The organism is Aeromonas enteropelogenes, from assembly GCF_000819845.1.
Classification (GTDB): domain Bacteria; phylum Pseudomonadota; class Gammaproteobacteria; order Enterobacterales; family Aeromonadaceae; genus Aeromonas; species Aeromonas enteropelogenes.
Window position 1 is genome coordinate 67,814 of the sequence record NZ_CDCG01000026.1, and the last position, 13,774, is coordinate 81,587.

General features: G+C 60.9%; 14 protein-coding genes. 10 read left to right on the forward strand and 4 right to left on the reverse strand.

Features of this window, described 5'->3' with window-relative positions:
• The first annotated feature begins 92 nt into the window (after positions 1-92).
• Genes BN1123_RS09245 through BN1123_RS09255 form a run of 3 tightly spaced genes read left to right on the forward strand, consistent with a single transcriptional unit; the run spans position 93 to position 3,082 of the window.
• On the forward strand, positions 93-1,082 hold the full coding sequence (locus tag BN1123_RS09245) for a TRAP transporter substrate-binding protein (protein ID WP_156130480.1): 990 nt from the start codon (positions 93-95) through the stop codon (positions 1,080-1,082).
• Between the two features lie 51 nt (positions 1,083-1,133).
• On the forward strand, positions 1,134-1,670 hold the full coding sequence (locus BN1123_RS09250) for a TRAP transporter small permease (protein WP_026457283.1): 537 nt from the start codon (positions 1,134-1,136) through the stop codon (positions 1,668-1,670).
• Positions 1,671-1,675: 5 nt separating this feature from the next.
• The gene (locus BN1123_RS09255; RefSeq protein WP_042026619.1) at positions 1,676-3,082 is read left to right on the forward strand and encodes a TRAP transporter large permease; all 1,407 of its coding nucleotides are present in this window, start codon (positions 1,676-1,678) and stop codon (positions 3,080-3,082) included.
• 93 nt (positions 3,083-3,175) lie between these two features.
• Here BN1123_RS09255 and BN1123_RS09260 read toward each other — a convergent pair whose 3' ends face one another.
• Positions 3,176-3,874, reverse strand: coding sequence for a ParB-like protein (locus BN1123_RS09260; protein WP_042026620.1), 699 nt, complete (start codon positions 3,872-3,874; stop codon positions 3,176-3,178).
• A gap of 184 nt (positions 3,875-4,058) precedes the next feature.
• On the opposite strand from BN1123_RS09260, the gene BN1123_RS09265 reads away from it, so the two are divergent.
• From BN1123_RS09265 to BN1123_RS09275, 3 genes are all read left to right on the forward strand, one after another.
• On the forward strand, positions 4,059-5,663 hold the full coding sequence (locus tag BN1123_RS09265) for a peptide ABC transporter substrate-binding protein (RefSeq protein WP_042026621.1): 1,605 nt from the start codon (positions 4,059-4,061) through the stop codon (positions 5,661-5,663).
• 123 nt (positions 5,664-5,786) lie between these two features.
• Positions 5,787-6,092, forward strand: coding sequence for a hypothetical protein (locus BN1123_RS09270; protein WP_042026622.1), 306 nt, complete (start codon positions 5,787-5,789; stop codon positions 6,090-6,092).
• A gap of 141 nt (positions 6,093-6,233) precedes the next feature.
• Entirely contained in the window at positions 6,234-7,793 is a 1,560-nt protein-coding gene (locus BN1123_RS09275; protein WP_042026623.1) for a methyl-accepting chemotaxis protein, read from the forward strand.
• 72 nt (positions 7,794-7,865) lie between these two features.
• Here the strand turns inward: BN1123_RS09275 and dusA are convergent, their stop codons facing one another.
• On the reverse strand, positions 7,866-8,852 hold the full coding sequence (gene dusA / locus BN1123_RS09280; RefSeq protein ID WP_042026624.1) for a tRNA dihydrouridine(20/20a) synthase DusA: 987 nt from the start codon (positions 8,850-8,852) through the stop codon (positions 7,866-7,868).
• Between the two features lie 137 nt (positions 8,853-8,989).
• Between dusA and zur the strand changes: the two genes are divergently transcribed.
• From zur to BN1123_RS09295, 3 genes are read left to right on the forward strand one after another with little or no spacing between them, the layout of a single operon-like run.
• Complete coding sequence (zur, locus tag BN1123_RS09285) at positions 8,990-9,448, forward strand: zinc uptake transcriptional repressor Zur (RefSeq protein WP_042026625.1); 459 nt, start codon at positions 8,990-8,992, stop codon at positions 9,446-9,448.
• Positions 9,438-9,899 carry a chemotaxis protein CheX gene (locus BN1123_RS09290; RefSeq protein ID WP_026457367.1) on the forward strand — a complete coding sequence of 154 codons (462 nt, stop codon included), beginning with the start codon at positions 9,438-9,440 and terminating at the stop codon, positions 9,897-9,899. Before zur ends, BN1123_RS09290 begins: the two co-directional genes overlap by 11 nt.
• A 5-nt stretch (positions 9,900-9,904) precedes the next feature.
• A complete protein-coding gene (locus BN1123_RS09295) occupies positions 9,905-10,132 on the forward strand; it encodes a hypothetical protein (RefSeq protein WP_042026626.1) in 228 nt (75 codons plus the stop codon).
• A gap of 83 nt (positions 10,133-10,215) precedes the next feature.
• Here the strand turns inward: BN1123_RS09295 and brnQ are convergent, their stop codons facing one another.
• The gene (gene brnQ, locus BN1123_RS09300; protein WP_082037522.1) at positions 10,216-11,523 is read right to left on the reverse strand and encodes a branched-chain amino acid transport system II carrier protein; all 1,308 of its coding nucleotides are present in this window, start codon (positions 11,521-11,523) and stop codon (positions 10,216-10,218) included.
• Positions 11,524-11,714: 191 nt separating this feature from the next.
• Positions 11,715-12,425, reverse strand: a complete 711-nt coding sequence (locus BN1123_RS09305; protein ID WP_042026629.1) for a tRNA1(Val) (adenine(37)-N6)-methyltransferase — start codon at positions 12,423-12,425, stop codon at positions 11,715-11,717.
• A gap of 119 nt (positions 12,426-12,544) precedes the next feature.
• Between BN1123_RS09305 and srmB the strand changes: the two genes are divergently transcribed.
• Entirely contained in the window at positions 12,545-13,771 is a 1,227-nt protein-coding gene (srmB, locus tag BN1123_RS09310; RefSeq protein WP_042026630.1) for an ATP-dependent RNA helicase SrmB, read from the forward strand.
• Positions 13,772-13,774: the final 3 nt, after the last annotated feature.

The window sequence follows — 13,774 nt, forward strand, 5'->3', positions numbered from 1 at the left end:
ATTGTTAATGGCTTGTTTCAAAAATAAGGAAGATGGCACACAAGTTGCCTTGCTATGGGTGATTTACCTGAACCCACTCAAGGATGACAACAATGACACTCAAGCTCCGCGCCCTGACCGCCGCCTTTACCCTGGCCCTCGGCCTCTCCTCCGCCTTTGCTGCCCCCGTCGAACTCAAGTTCTCCCACGTGGTGGCAGAGAACACCCCCAAGGGGCAGATGGCCATCCACTTCAAGCAGCTGGTGGATGAGCGCCTGAAAGGCCAGGTCGAGGTCAAGGTCTACCCCAACTCCCAGCTGTTTGGTGACGGCAAGGAGCTGGAGGCCATGATGCTCGGGGATGTGCAGATGATCGCCCCCTCTCTCTCCAAGTTCCAGAAGTTCACCGATCAGCTGCAGATCTTCGATCTCCCCTTCCTGTTCGATGACATGGCGGCGGTGGATCGCTTCCAGCAGGGCAAGGAGGGGCAGGCCATGCTGGGCTCCCTCGAGAAATACGGCCTGATTGGCCTCGGCTACCTGCACAACGGCATGAAACAGCTCTCCGCCAGCCAGCCCCTCAAGACCCCGGCCGATGCCAAGGGCAAGAAATTCCGCATCCAGACCTCGGATGTGCTGGCCGCCCAGTTCGAAGCGATCAATGCCGTGCCGGTGAAGAAGCCCTTCGCCGAGGTATTCACCCTGCTGCAAACCAAGGCCATCGACGGGCAGGAGAACACCTGGTCCAACATCTACTCCCAGAAGTTCTTCGAAGTGCAGCCCTACATCACGGAGACCAACCACGGGGTGCTGGATTACCTCATCGTCACCAATGCGGATTTCTGGAACGGCCTGCCGGAGCAGGTTCGCAACGAGCTCAAGCGCGCGCTGGATGAGTCGGTCGCCTTCGGCAACGAGATCGCGGCCGCCAAGGACAGCGAAGACAAGGCCGCCATCTTTGCCTCCGGCAAGAGCCAGCTGGTGACCCTGACCGACGCCGAGCGCAACCAGTGGGTCGAGTCGATGAAGCCGGTCTGGAAGCAGTTCGAAGGCACCATAGGCAAGGAGCTGATCGACGCAGCCGTCGCCGCCAATCAACCCTAAGCCGTCAGGATGAGCCCGCCGCGAGGCGGGCCTACTCACAGGGATAGTCCAATGAAAAAACTCATGCATCAGCTGGAAGAGGCCATCATAGGCCTGCTCCTGGTCAGCACGGCCCTGCTGGTCTTCCTCGAAGTGGTGATGCGCTTCTTCTTCGATACCGGTCTGCTCTGGGCCCAGGAGCTGACCCTGAACCTCTGCGCCTGGATGGTGCTGTTCGGCGCCTCATGGGGGGTGCGAGTCGGGGCCCACATCGGCGTGGACGCCTTCATCAAGATCCTGCCGGGGGTCTGGCAGCAACGCCTCACCCTGCTGGCGGTGGCGCTCTGCCTTATCTACTGCGCCCTCTACTTCTATGGCGCCTGGATCTATCTGAGCAAGCTCAAGATGATCGGCATCGAGATGGAGGATCTGCCCATCCCCCGCTGGCAGGCCATGAGCATACTGCCGATCGGGCTGGCCCTGCTGTTCCTGCGCTTCCTCAACGTGGGCATCATGGTGTGGCGTGGCCAGATGAGCGGCTTTGCCCTGGCCGATGAGGCCAAAGAGAGCATGCACCTTATCGACAACGACCCGAATCAGAAGGCATAACCATCATGGCGACCCTGACCCTGTTTACCCTGCTGATCGGCGCCATGCTGCTCGGCATGCCCATTGCGGTGGCGCTCGGCCTCTCCAGCGTCACCACCATACTGCTCTTTTCCAACGACTCCCTGGCCTCCCTGGCGCTCAAGCTGTTCGAGGCCACCTCGGAGCACTACACCCTGCTTGCCATCCCCTTCTTCGTGCTGTCGTCGGCCTTCCTGTCGACCGGAGGGGTGGCGAAGCGGATCATCCACTTCGCCATGGATTCGGTCGGCCATATTCGCGGCGGTCTCGCCATGGCCTCGGTCATGGCGTGCATGCTGTTTGCCGCCGTGTGCGGCTCCAGCCCGGCCACGGTGGCGGCCATCGGCAGCATCGTCATCGCCGGCATGGTGCGTTCCGGCTATCCCCGTGCCTTTGCCGCCGGCGTTATCGCCAACGCGGGCACCTTGGGGATCCTGATCCCCCCCTCCATCGTCATGCTGGTCTACGCTGCCGCCACCGAGGTCTCCGCCTCGCGCATGTTCATGGCCGGTTTCCTGCCGGGACTGCTGATGGGGGTCTGCATCATGGTGGTCATCTATGTGGTGGCCCGCATCAAGGGACTGCCGAGCCAGCCCTTCCCCGGTGTGCTGACCCTGCTGGCCAGCGGTGGCAAGGCGCTCGGCGGCCTGTTCCTGATCATCCTGGTGCTGGGCTCCATCTATGGCGGCATCGCCAGCCCGACCGAGGCGGCCGCCGTCGCCGCCGTCTACGCCTTCTTCATCGCCGTGTATGGCTATCGCGACATCGGGCCCCTCAAGGGGATCCCCTGGCGCCACGAGGGGGAGTCCATCCCCGCCGCAGCGCTGCGCAACCTCTGGCTGCTGCCCCTCTCCATGATCAAATCCCCCTTCAACGGCGAGGTGGGTCATGTGGTACGGGATGCCGCCAAGGTGAGCATCATGCTGCTGTTCATCATCAGCAACGCCATGCTGTTCGCCCACGTACTCACTTCTGAGCGTATCCCCCACGCCATCGCCGAGACAATCGTGACCTGGGGCCTGCCGGCCTGGGGCTTCCTGATCGTGGTCAACATACTGCTGCTGCTTGCGGGCAACTTCATGGAGCCCTCCGCCATCGTGCTGATCATGGCACCCATCCTGTTCCCCATCGCCATGCAGCTGGGCATAGACCCGATCCACCTGGGGATCATCATGGTGGTCAACATGGAGATAGGCATGCTGACCCCGCCGGTCGGTCTCAATCTGTTCGTGACCGCCGGGATCACCGGCCAGAGCATGGGTTGGGTGATCCGGGCCTGCCTGCCCTGGGTCGGCTTCCTGCTGCTGTTCCTGATGCTGATCACCTATGTGCCGCAGGTGTCGATGTTCCTGCCCGAATACCTCGACGGCAAGAGCCTGCCCACCAGCCCCTGAGACGGGTGAGGCAAAAGATGTGCATACGAAGAAGGCGACCCAAGGGTCGCCTTCTTTGCTTCCTTTCCCTGTTGTCAGGGCGTCACTCAGACCTTACTTTGTCCGGTTCAGGCTGCATTGCCGGCCCGGGTAGCCGGGCAGAGCGCTGGCCTCCTGGCGACAGGCCAGCCGCTTGGCCTGCTGCAACCTTACCCTCAGGTTGGCGCTATCGATTGGCCGCCACTCCATCTGCTGGCCAAGCCAGCTGGCCCAGGCAAATTCGACGAAATAGACCTGCCCATCCTTGCTGAAATAGCCGGCATCCTGCAGCAGACCCGCCAGGGTGCGGTACGGGTAGTCAGGCAGCTGATCGATACGGGGCGGCAGCTGTTCCGGGGTCAGTGGCTGCCCTTTTTCATCCTTGAGCCAGGCCCAGTGGTTGTTCTGCATCTGGCTCCAGAAGTTGGCCCGATCCTGCAGGCGGGCGATCACCTTGACCCGGACCTGCTTCACCCCCTGCTGCCACAGCGCCTTGGTCAGGTGATGCCTGTCCACCAGCCAGTAACCGCCATCCGGGGCGATCACCACGGGGATCTCTTTCTTTTTCATCAAGTTGTCGAGCTGCTTTGCACTCTTGCCCGCCAGCTTGCGCTGGATTGCGTCGACCTGGAGCTGGCCCACACCGCCCTGGGTCGGGTGCAGCGCGGCTATCCCCGCCTCGCACCAGGATCCTACGGCGGTGCCACCCTGGCACGGCGCCAGCGCCCAGGCGCTCGAACTCAGGGCGCAGACCAGCAATAACCATGATTTCATCGTCCCACACTCCTCAATCACGCGCTCATGCCGGCCACCAGATGAAGGAGGGATGCAACCCCGAGCATGAGAGTCACACGCTGGCGGTCAGAGCTGCAAACGAGATATCATGACTTCCCATCTGCCGGCGATAGTTTCTCGTCGAGTTTTCTCCCCGCTTCACACTATTTGAAGGATCCGACCCATGAAAGGATGGAGCCCACTGCTGGCCCTGCTGGGCTGCGCCGCTGTCCAGGCGGCCGACATTCCCGCCGGCACCGAACTTGCGACCGAACAGGTGGTGGTTCGTCACCTGAAAGATGAACCTGCCAGCCTGAGCCCGCTCAAACTGGTCGGCCTGCCCGAGCTGCAGGTTTTGCGGGATCTGTTCGAGGGGCTCTTGACCCAGGGGCCGGACGGGAAGCCGGTACCGGGCGTCGCCGCACGCTGGGAGAACCGGGACAACCAGACCTTTACCTTCCACCTGCGGCCCGATGCCCGCTGGTCCAACGGCGATCCGGTCAAGGCCGGTGACTTCGTCTACGGCTGGCGCAAGCTGGTCGACCCGAAAGAGGCGGCCACCTTCGCCTGGTTCGCCCAGCTGGCCCGCTTTGACAAGGTGGACGAGATCCTGGCCGGCACGCTGCCCCCAGACGAGCTGGGGGTGAAAGCCCTCGATGACCGCACTCTGCAGGTAACCCTCTCCCAGCCCGTACCCTATTTCCTGAGCCTGCTGACCCATCCCAGCCTGTCACCGCTCCACCAGGCCAGCATGGCGCAATATGGCGAGCAGTGGACCCAGCCCGGCAAGCTGGTGGGTAACGGCGCCTTCGTACTCGGCAAGCGGGTGGTCAACGAGAAGCTGGAACTGACCCCCAACCCCTATTACTGGGACCGAGCCCATACGGTGCTGACCAGGGTCATCTTCATGCCCATCAATCAGGAGAGCACGGCAACCAACCGTTATCTGGCCGGCGATCTGCACATCACCGAATCCTTCCCCAAGGAGCAGTACGCCAGGCTGATGGCGCAGATCCCGGGTGAGGTCTACACCCCGGAGCAGCTGGGGACCTACTACTACGCCTTTAACACCCGCAAGCCCCCCCTCGACGATGTGCGAGTGCGCAAGGCGCTCTCCTACGCCATCGATCGCGGCCTGATTGCCGACAAGGTCCTCGGCACCGGCGAGAAACCGGCCTACCACTTCACCCCGGACGTGACAGCGGGCTTCACTCCCAAGGACAATCTGCTCTCGCAAAGCAGCCAGCAAGTGCTGGATGACAAGGCAAAGGCCCTGATCAAGGAGGCCGGTTACGGCCCGGACAAGCCGCTCAAGCTGACCCTGCTCTACAACACGGCGGAGATCCACAAGAAGATGGCGCTGGCCATCGCCAGCATGTGGAAGCAGAAGCTGGGGGTACAGGTCGAACTCACCAACCAGGAGTGGAAGACCTATCTCGACAGTCGCCAGAGCGGCCAGTTCGAGGTGATCCGCTCCTCCTGGGTCGCCGACTACAACGACCCTTCCGCCTTTCTCGGCCTGTGGGGTTCAGGCCACAGCGGCAACATGGCCGGGTTCGCCAATGCGGACTATGACGGACTGCTGGCCAAGGCGGCCAAGACCCGGGTCACGGCGGCGCGCAGCCAGCTGTTCGACAAAGCGGAGGCTATCTTGCAGGAGCAGGCCCCCATCGCCCCCATCTACCAGTACACCAACGCCAGGCTGATCAAGCCCTGGCTCAAGGGGTATCCCATCAACAACCCGGAAGATGTGGCCTACAGCCGCCAGCTCTATCTGATCAAGCACTGATCCAGCCATGCACAGCGAGGGCCGCACCGGGCGGCCCTCGCTTATTGATACTGTTCACTCCCGATTTTTAGGCATAGAATGCCGCCTTTCCTGTTAATCCCCTTCCTGTCACTCCGGTTTGCCATGCGTTATCTGTTACTGCTGCTCCTGCTGTGGACCCTGTCAGCCCAGGCCCAGAGCGATACCGAATCCCAATGCCAGCAGGAGTTTGTCGAGTGGATGCTGCACCAGCAGCAGCTGTTCAGCAATCGCAAGTCAGACAAGATAGAGCGGCGCCGGGCCGAGCGCGCCATCGATCTCGCCCGCCAGGATTACGAGAAACTGGCCAGCTTCTGCAAAACCATGCAACTCGTCCGCGGTTATCAGGATGAAGACCCTCGCCTCAAACCGAGAGCCGGAGAGGTCCACGATTTCACCCCCGCCAGCTAATACCCGTTTCTTTTGCCTGCAAGCGGGTCTGTTCATTGACCCAGGCCAAAGTTGGCCCCTATGATGCCCCTAGAATAGTTAGCTAAACAGCGCAGATAAAACACTATTTTATCAATAAGTTAACTACACTCGGAGCGACCCATGAGCCAACCCGTTCAGGAAGGGGAGATCCACTTCCCCGACAACATTGCGCTGATCTCGACCACGGATCCCGCCAGCTATATCACCTACGCCAACCAGCACTTTTGTGACGTGGCCGGGTACACGGTGGAGGAGATGGAGGGAGTCCCCCACAACCTGGTGCGCCACCCCGACATGCCCAAGGCTGCCTTTGCCGACATGTGGCAACGGTTGCGCCAGGGCAAAAGCTGGATGGGGCTGGTCAAAAACCGCACCAAGCAGGGCCGGTTTTACTGGGTGAATGCCTATGTCACCCCGATCCTCAACGCCAGTGGGGAGACCATTGAGTACCAGTCGGTCCGCACCAAACCGGCGCAGGCCGAGGTTGCCTGGGCAGAGCGGCTGTATCGCCAGCTGCGCACCGGCAAGACGCTTCCCTGGCTGAGCCGGATACAGATCGAACCCGGCCAGATCATGCTCGGTCTCACCACCACTGCCCTGCTCGCCACCCTGGCTACCGCCGTCACAGGCAATCCGTTCTGGCTATGCCCGCTTTTGGCGTCGTTACTGGCGCTGGCCGGCTATGGCTGGCATCTGCAGCGCCGCCTCGGCCATCTGCAAACACTGGCCGGTGATGCCCAGGGCACCCGGCTCTGCCAGGTACTTTACACCCGGCGTCGGGACTCTCTGGCCATCATAGAGCTGGCCCTTAAGATGAAACAGGCGGAGCTGAAAGCCGTGGTCGGGCGCTCTGCCGATACCAACCAGCAGATCCTGCAGGCGGCGGAGGATGACAGGGGCAATATCCAGACCATTGACACCCACCTGCAGCAACAGCGTGCCCAGAGTGAACAGATGGCCAGCGCCATCACGGAGCTGAGCCACTCGATCCGGGACGTCGCCCACAGTGCCCAGGAGGCAAGCGAGCTGGTAGCCGAGGTGCAGCAAGTCTCCACCGAAGGGCGGCAGGCGCTGGCCACCACCCGGGATGCCGTCAATCAGTTGCATCGGGAGCTGGACGCCAACCACGCCGTGCTGGCGCAACTGACCCATGACAGCCAGAAGATCAGCGGCATCCTGGAGGTGATAGGCCAGATCGCCGATCAGACCAACCTGCTCGCCCTCAACGCAGCCATCGAGGCGGCCCGCGCCGGGGAACAGGGGCGCGGCTTTGCCGTGGTGGCCGACGAGGTACGGGCCCTGGCCCAGAAAACCCGCGCCTCCACCGGCGAGATCCACGAGATGATCCAGGCGCTGCAACAGACCACCAGCCAGCTCTCGGACGGCATGACTCAGGGGGCACAAACCTCGGAGCGCTGCCAGCAGCATGCCGGCACTACGGCCGATGTACTGGATCGGATCAACCGTATGCTGGGTCAGGTGACGCGCACCAGCGACGAAATAGCCCAGGCTGTGAGCCAGCAGGCGGATGTGACATCGACCCTGGATCAGGGGGTGCACCAGATCCACCAGCTGGCCAGCCATACCGCCGACAACAGCAAACAGGCCCTCGACGGCATCACCCTGCTGGTGGAGCGGTTGCAGGATCTTTCCCGTCTGATCAACCAGTTCAGGCATTGAGACTATTCGTCAGACATAAAAAAAGCGCGTCCATGGACGCGCTTTCTCTTTGAGCCACTCGCAGGCCGAGGCTTACTCGGCGGCATCTGCGCCGGCAAACTCCGGCACCTTGGCCATGGCATCCAGCACCACCTGGGTATCGGCTCCCGGCCGGCAGGCATTCTCGCTGAGATGGCGACGCCAGGCGCGAGCCCCCGGCATGTTCTGGAACAGACCCAGCATGTGACGGGTCATATGGGAGAGGTAGTTACCCTTGGCCAGCTCCTGCTCCATGTAGGGCAGCATCATGCGCACCACCTCGTGGCGGCTTGGCACCTCGCCCGCCAGGCCAAACACCCGGTTGTCCACCTGCGCCAGAATATAAGGGTTCTGGTAAGCCTCGCGTCCCATCATGACACCATCCACATGCTGCAGATGCTCAAGGGTCTGCTCCATGGATGTCACGCCACCGTTGATGGCAATGGTCAACTCGGGATACTCCTGCTTGAGTCGATAGACACGGGGGTAGTCGAGGGGCGGGATCTCGCGGTTCTCCCGCGGACTCAGGCCACTCAGCCATGCCTTGCGGGCGTGCACGATGAAGGTGTCACAGCCGGCGTCGCGCACCTGCTCGATGAAGGCCTGCAAAAATTCGTAGGAGTCCTGATCATCGATGCCGATGCGGGTCTTCACCGTCACCGGAATATCCACCACGTCACGCATCGCCTTGACGCAGTCGGCCACCAGGGCGGGTTCCCCCATCAGGCAGGCACCGAAACGGCCATTTTGCACCCGATCGGACGGACAGCCGACGTTGATGTTCACCTCGTCATAGCCGCGCTCTTGGGCCAGCTTGGCACAGTGGGCGAGATCGGCCGGATTGCTGCCTCCCAGTTGCAGGGAGATGGGGTGCTCCTGCTCGCTGTAGCCCAGATAATCTCCCTTGCCGTGGATGATGGCGCCCGTGGTCACCATTTCGGTATAGAGCAAGGTCTGACGGCTCATCAGTCGATGAAAATAACGGCAATGCCGATCGGTCCAGTCCAGCATCGGGGCGATGGAAAAACGCTGCGCCTGCATAAGAATTATCCGGGTTGGCTTAACAAAGGGGCGGATATTATCACAACGTGAAGCAGCCCCAGAAAATGAATTTTGTCGCCGCGCCATGCGGGGCCCTGTGATAGTATCCGCCTAATAGAAAGGGTATTTGCGCGATCATGAATCAAGACCAACTTTTACAACGGGCCGAACGACTCTGTATACAAAGAGGGATCCGCTTCACCCCGACCCGTCGCCAGGTGTTTCGCCTGCTGGCGGCCCACGGCAATGCCATCAGCGCCTACGACCTGCTGGCCCAGCTGCAACAGACGGAAGTCAATGCCAAGCCCCCCACCGTCTACCGGGCACTCGATTTTCTGCTCGAACAGGGGTTTGCCCACAAGGTGGAGTCGCTCAACGCCTTTATCTTCTGCTGTCACTTCGATCACGCCCATCCGATGCAGTTGCTCATCTGCGACCAGTGCGGGGATGTGGTGGAGCTGCATGATGCGGCCATCGACAGCGCGTTTTCAGAGCAGGCCCACCAGCATGGCTTTACTATTACCAATAAGACAATTGAGGCACATGGCCAATGTGCCCGCTGTACGCCCACTGTAGGAAGTCATCATGAAGGCTGATTTTGTAAACCCGTTCCTGCTCTCTCTGCTCAATGTGCTCTCGACCATGGCACAGCTGGAACTCAAACCGGGCAAACCGAAACGCAAGATGGATGAACTGGCCCGTGGCGATGTTTCCGGCCTCATCGGCATGGTGGGTCCGCAGACCCGCGGTTCCCTCTCCATCAGCTTCGAGAAGGGGCTGGCGCTGGAGATCATGCGCCGCATGCTGGGTGAAGCCCCTGCCAACATCAACGAGGAAGTGACCGACATGGTGGGCGAGATCACCAACATGGTCACCGGTGGCGCCAAGCGCATGCTGGGTGAGAAGGGTTACGAGTTCGACATGGCCACCCCCATCATCGTCTCGGGTCCCAACCACACCATCTCCCACCGCGCCGACGGCACCAAGATTATGATGCCATTCGAATCCGAATATGGCCGTGCCACCATCGAAATCTGCTTCGAGTAACCTCTATGTGGAAAGCACTGAAATGGATTTTCATCTGCTGGGCCCTGCTGCTGATCCTCTCCGATATCCAGATCAGCACCTCGCTCTACAAGTACGAGGATAACCGGGTGGTGATCAACTTCCCCCGCTGGCAGGCCCAAAAACCCTGGGGCACTTTCGAGTGGCACGCCGGACGGGTGGCGGCCCACTGGTATGGCATGGATGGCAAGCCCGAAACGGGCCCAAGGATCTGATCCTCCCAACCGGTCAGGTTCAAAAACCAGACAACAAAAAGGCCAGCTGATGCTGGCCTTTTTGTTTATTTCAGTGGCGAGATTCAGGCAGCTTCGGCAGCCAGCTTCTCGCTCGGGCGCACCACTATGCCTACCACACAGGCCAGCAGGGTCGGCATCAACCAGGCCAGGCCCTTGTCGAACAGCGGCAGGAAGGCGAAGGCATCCATCTTCATGCCGGCAGCACCCAGACCATCCAGGCAGCCGAACAGGAAGGCGACGATCAGCACACCGCGGAACACCAGGCGGGGACGACCGAAGTAACCTTTCAGGAAAGTGACCAGCACCAGGGCCACGGCCACCGGATAGATGGCAACCAGTACCGGGATGGAGAGGCTGATGAGCTGGCTCAGACCCACGTTGGCCACCACAGCGCAGATGGCTCCCAGCAACACCACCAGTTTCTTGTAAGCCATACCGGTCAGGTTATGGAAGAAATCGGAGCAGGCGGAGATGAGGCCGACCGCAGTGGTGAAACACGCCAGAGTGATGATGGCTGCCAGAATGAACTGACCCGGCTGGCCGAACAGGCTCAGCACGTAGGCGTTGACGATGGCGCCGCCGTTGCTGACGTCAGTCGCCACGCCCGCAGCGGTATTACCCAGCTGGAACAGGGAGACATACACCACGGACAGACCCACGGCCGAGATCAGGCCGGCGATCGCCAGATACTTGAACTGACCCTGATAGTCATTGATGCCCTTCTGGCGCAGCAGATCCACGATCAGCGCACCGAACATCAGGGAAGCCAGGGTATCCATGGTGTTGTAGCCTTCCAGGATCCCCTTCACGAAGGGGCTGTTCTGGTAGTCACCGGTTGCATCAGGCATGGCGCCTTGCGGGGCGGCAAAGACACCGATGGCCAGCGCCAGCAGCAGCACCATCAGCACCGGAGTCAGGAACTTGCCGATGGCATCCATCAGCTTGCCCTGGTTCAGGGAAACCACGATGGCCAGCCCGAAGAAGATCACGGTATAAGTGGCAAGACCGGCCTGACCCATGTCACCGATGAAGGGCTTGAGACCCATCTCGTAGGCTACCAGGCCAGTACGGGGTGCGGCAAAGGCCGGACCAATGATGATGTAGATGGCGACGGCCAGCGCGGTCGCCACGCCGGCAGGCAGCAGCTTGGTCATGCCGGCCCAGCCGTTGCCGGCCTTTGCCACGGCAATAATGGTGATGAGTGGCAGACCGACCGCGGTCACCAGGAAGCCCAGCATCGCCAGAGAGAGATGCTCACCGGCCATGTAACCGGCCAACGGCGGGAAGATGATATTACCGGCGCCCAGATAGAAGGCGAAGGTCATAAACCCCAATCCGAGTACATCGGACAATGTGAGTGATTTCGTCAAGTTCAACCTCGTCTGTCTTGTAACTTATTGCTTGTTATAGTTTTTATCGGTCGCTGACCGGGTGTGTTCAGGTGGGTAAAAAAAAGAGCGCCGCGTGTTTTTTCATCACAACCAGTGATTTTCGCTGGTCTGGAGCGGGCGCTCGATCTGCAACCAGCATAATGGCGTGAAAAAATAGTTCAAGACGAAATTTACATCTTCAAATAGAAGGGGCTGGTCAGTTGGATGTATCTGTCGGAATAGGTTCCATCAGCAGAATGGATCACAATTTCCCCCCTATCACACCTGTTTAATCCTCTACCAAGCCGCAATAAAACACGATTTGCCTCTTTTCCAGCCCTGGTGATAACAGCTGTATAACAAACGGCATGCAGATCATAATCTGCCGAAATGCATAAAATTTCATCCGCCATGGCGGTCGGCACAATCAGCGCCAATTCACCGGACGGCGCCAGCAGACGGTCGCTTGCTGCCAGCAATCCATGGCTGTCGAGGGCGCCGGTATGACGGGCCAGCGCCCGCGCAGGATCGCTGAATGCCTGGCCTGCCACGAAGTAGGGGGGGTTCGAGACGATGAGATCATAAGGCGCTGCCTGATACTCCTGAATGGCGCTCTCAATGACCTTGATGCGCGCCGCCCAGGGGGAGGCTGCCACATTGTCCCTGGCCTGGTTCACCGCATTATTATCCAGCTCGACCGCATCGATGACGCAGTCAGATCTGCTGCGCTGGGCCAGCATCAGTGCGATCAGGGCGCTGCCGGTCCCGATATCCAGCACCCGGCGGGCGTTGACGACCGGGGCCCAGGCTCCCAGCAAGATACCGTCCGTGCCGACTTTCATGGCACAGCGGTCATGATCGACATGGAACTGCTTGAAGGTAAATCCGCGGCTACGCCCCATCTGGCCCCCGTCATCCGAAAAAATGGTGGGGGATTATAGCGGCTAACCCACTCTCGCCATAGGAGCCGACGAGATAATCGCCTATAATCTGCCGTTTCCTTAAATGACCGAGTATTGCCATGAGCCAGTCCTTTGATGATTTCGACCTGCATCCCGCCCTCAACCGGGCTTTGGCCGAGATGGGATTCACCCGCCCCACCACCATCCAGCAGATGGTGCTGGAGCCAGCCCTGGACGGCCGCGATATTCTGGCATCCGCACCAACCGGTACCGGCAAGACGGCCTCCTTCCTGCTGCCGGCGCTCCAGCACCTGCTGGACTTCCCGCGCCGCAAGCCGGGCCCCTGCCGCATGCTGGTGCTGACCCCGACCCGCGAACTTGCCCTGCAGGTGACCGCCCACGCCAAGGCGCTGGCGGCCCACACCAGCCTAAGCATTGAAACCATCATCGGCGGCGTCAGCCATGAAGAGCAGCTGCCGGCCCTGACCAAGACCACCGACATCGTCGTGGCCACCCCGGGCCGCCTGCTCGAGTACATCGAGAAAGAGGAGTTCGAGAGCCACGACATCGAGGTGCTGGTGCTGGACGAAGCGGATCGCATGCTGGACATGGGTTTCATCAAGGATGTGAACCGCATCGTGGAAGAGGCGCGCTATCGCAAGCACACCATGCTCTTCTCCGCCACCCTGGAAGGGGCCGGCCTCGAGAAGTTCGCCAACGAGATCCTCAAGGATCCGGTAGAGCTGCATGCCGAACCGCCGCGAAGCGAACGTCGCCCCATCACCCAGTGGATCCATCTGGCCGACGACGCCGCCCACAAGCTGGCCCTGCTGGTGCATATCCTGAAAAACCCGGAAACCCAGAAGGCCATCATCTTCGTCAAGACCCGCGAGCGGCTGGCGGAGCTCTCCGGCCAGCTGCAGGCGGCGGGCGTCTCCTGCGCCTGGATCCGCGGCGAGATGGAGCAGAGCAAGCGTATCGAGTCGATCCGCAAGTTCCATGAAGGGGAAGTGCCCTTCCTCATCGCCACCGACGTGGCCGCCCGCGGCATCGACCTGCCAAACGTCAGCCATGTCATCAACTACGACATGCCTTACGGCGCCGATGTCTATATTCACCGCATCGGTCGTACCGGCCGCGCCGGCAACCGTGGCTGCGCCATCAGCCTGGTGGAAGCCCACGACATGGCCATGGTCGCCAAGATCGAGCGCTACACCGAGGAGCGCCTCAAGCGCCGGGTGATCGATGAGCTGCGCCCCAAACACAAAGAGGCGCGAGTGCCGGTGAAGAAGAAAAAGCCGGCCGATGCCAAGAAAAAAGCCGCCAAGAAGAAAAAGAAGAAGTGATCG

What these genes read in the sequence shown, in the direction of transcription:
- BN1123_RS09255 (WP_042026619.1), top strand. Translation starts at nt 1,676, where the DNA reads ATGGCGACCCTGACCCTGTTTACCCTGCTGATCGGCGCCATGCTGCTC.
- BN1123_RS09265 (WP_042026621.1), top strand. Translation starts at nt 4,059, where the DNA reads ATGAAAGGATGGAGCCCACTGCTGGCCCTGCTGGGCTGCGCCGCTGTC.
- BN1123_RS09290 (WP_026457367.1), top strand. Translation starts at nt 9,438, where the DNA reads ATGAAGGCTGATTTTGTAAACCCGTTCCTGCTCTCTCTGCTCAATGTG.
- BN1123_RS09245 (WP_156130480.1), top strand. Translation starts at nt 93, where the DNA reads ATGACACTCAAGCTCCGCGCCCTGACCGCCGCCTTTACCCTGGCCCTC.
- BN1123_RS09260 (WP_042026620.1), bottom strand. Translation starts at nt 3,874, where the DNA reads ATGAAATCATGGTTATTGCTGGTCTGCGCCCTGAGTTCGAGCGCCTGG.
- BN1123_RS09295 (WP_042026626.1), top strand. Translation starts at nt 9,905, where the DNA reads ATGTGGAAAGCACTGAAATGGATTTTCATCTGCTGGGCCCTGCTGCTG.
- srmB (WP_042026630.1), top strand. Translation starts at nt 12,545, where the DNA reads ATGAGCCAGTCCTTTGATGATTTCGACCTGCATCCCGCCCTCAACCGG.
- BN1123_RS09270 (WP_042026622.1), top strand. Translation starts at nt 5,787, where the DNA reads ATGCGTTATCTGTTACTGCTGCTCCTGCTGTGGACCCTGTCAGCCCAG.
- zur (WP_042026625.1), top strand. Translation starts at nt 8,990, where the DNA reads ATGAATCAAGACCAACTTTTACAACGGGCCGAACGACTCTGTATACAA.
- dusA (WP_042026624.1), bottom strand. Translation starts at nt 8,852, where the DNA reads ATGCAGGCGCAGCGTTTTTCCATCGCCCCGATGCTGGACTGGACCGAT.
- BN1123_RS09275 (WP_042026623.1), top strand. Translation starts at nt 6,234, where the DNA reads ATGAGCCAACCCGTTCAGGAAGGGGAGATCCACTTCCCCGACAACATT.
- BN1123_RS09250 (WP_026457283.1), top strand. Translation starts at nt 1,134, where the DNA reads ATGAAAAAACTCATGCATCAGCTGGAAGAGGCCATCATAGGCCTGCTC.
- BN1123_RS09305 (WP_042026629.1), bottom strand. Translation starts at nt 12,425, where the DNA reads ATGGGGCGTAGCCGCGGATTTACCTTCAAGCAGTTCCATGTCGATCAT.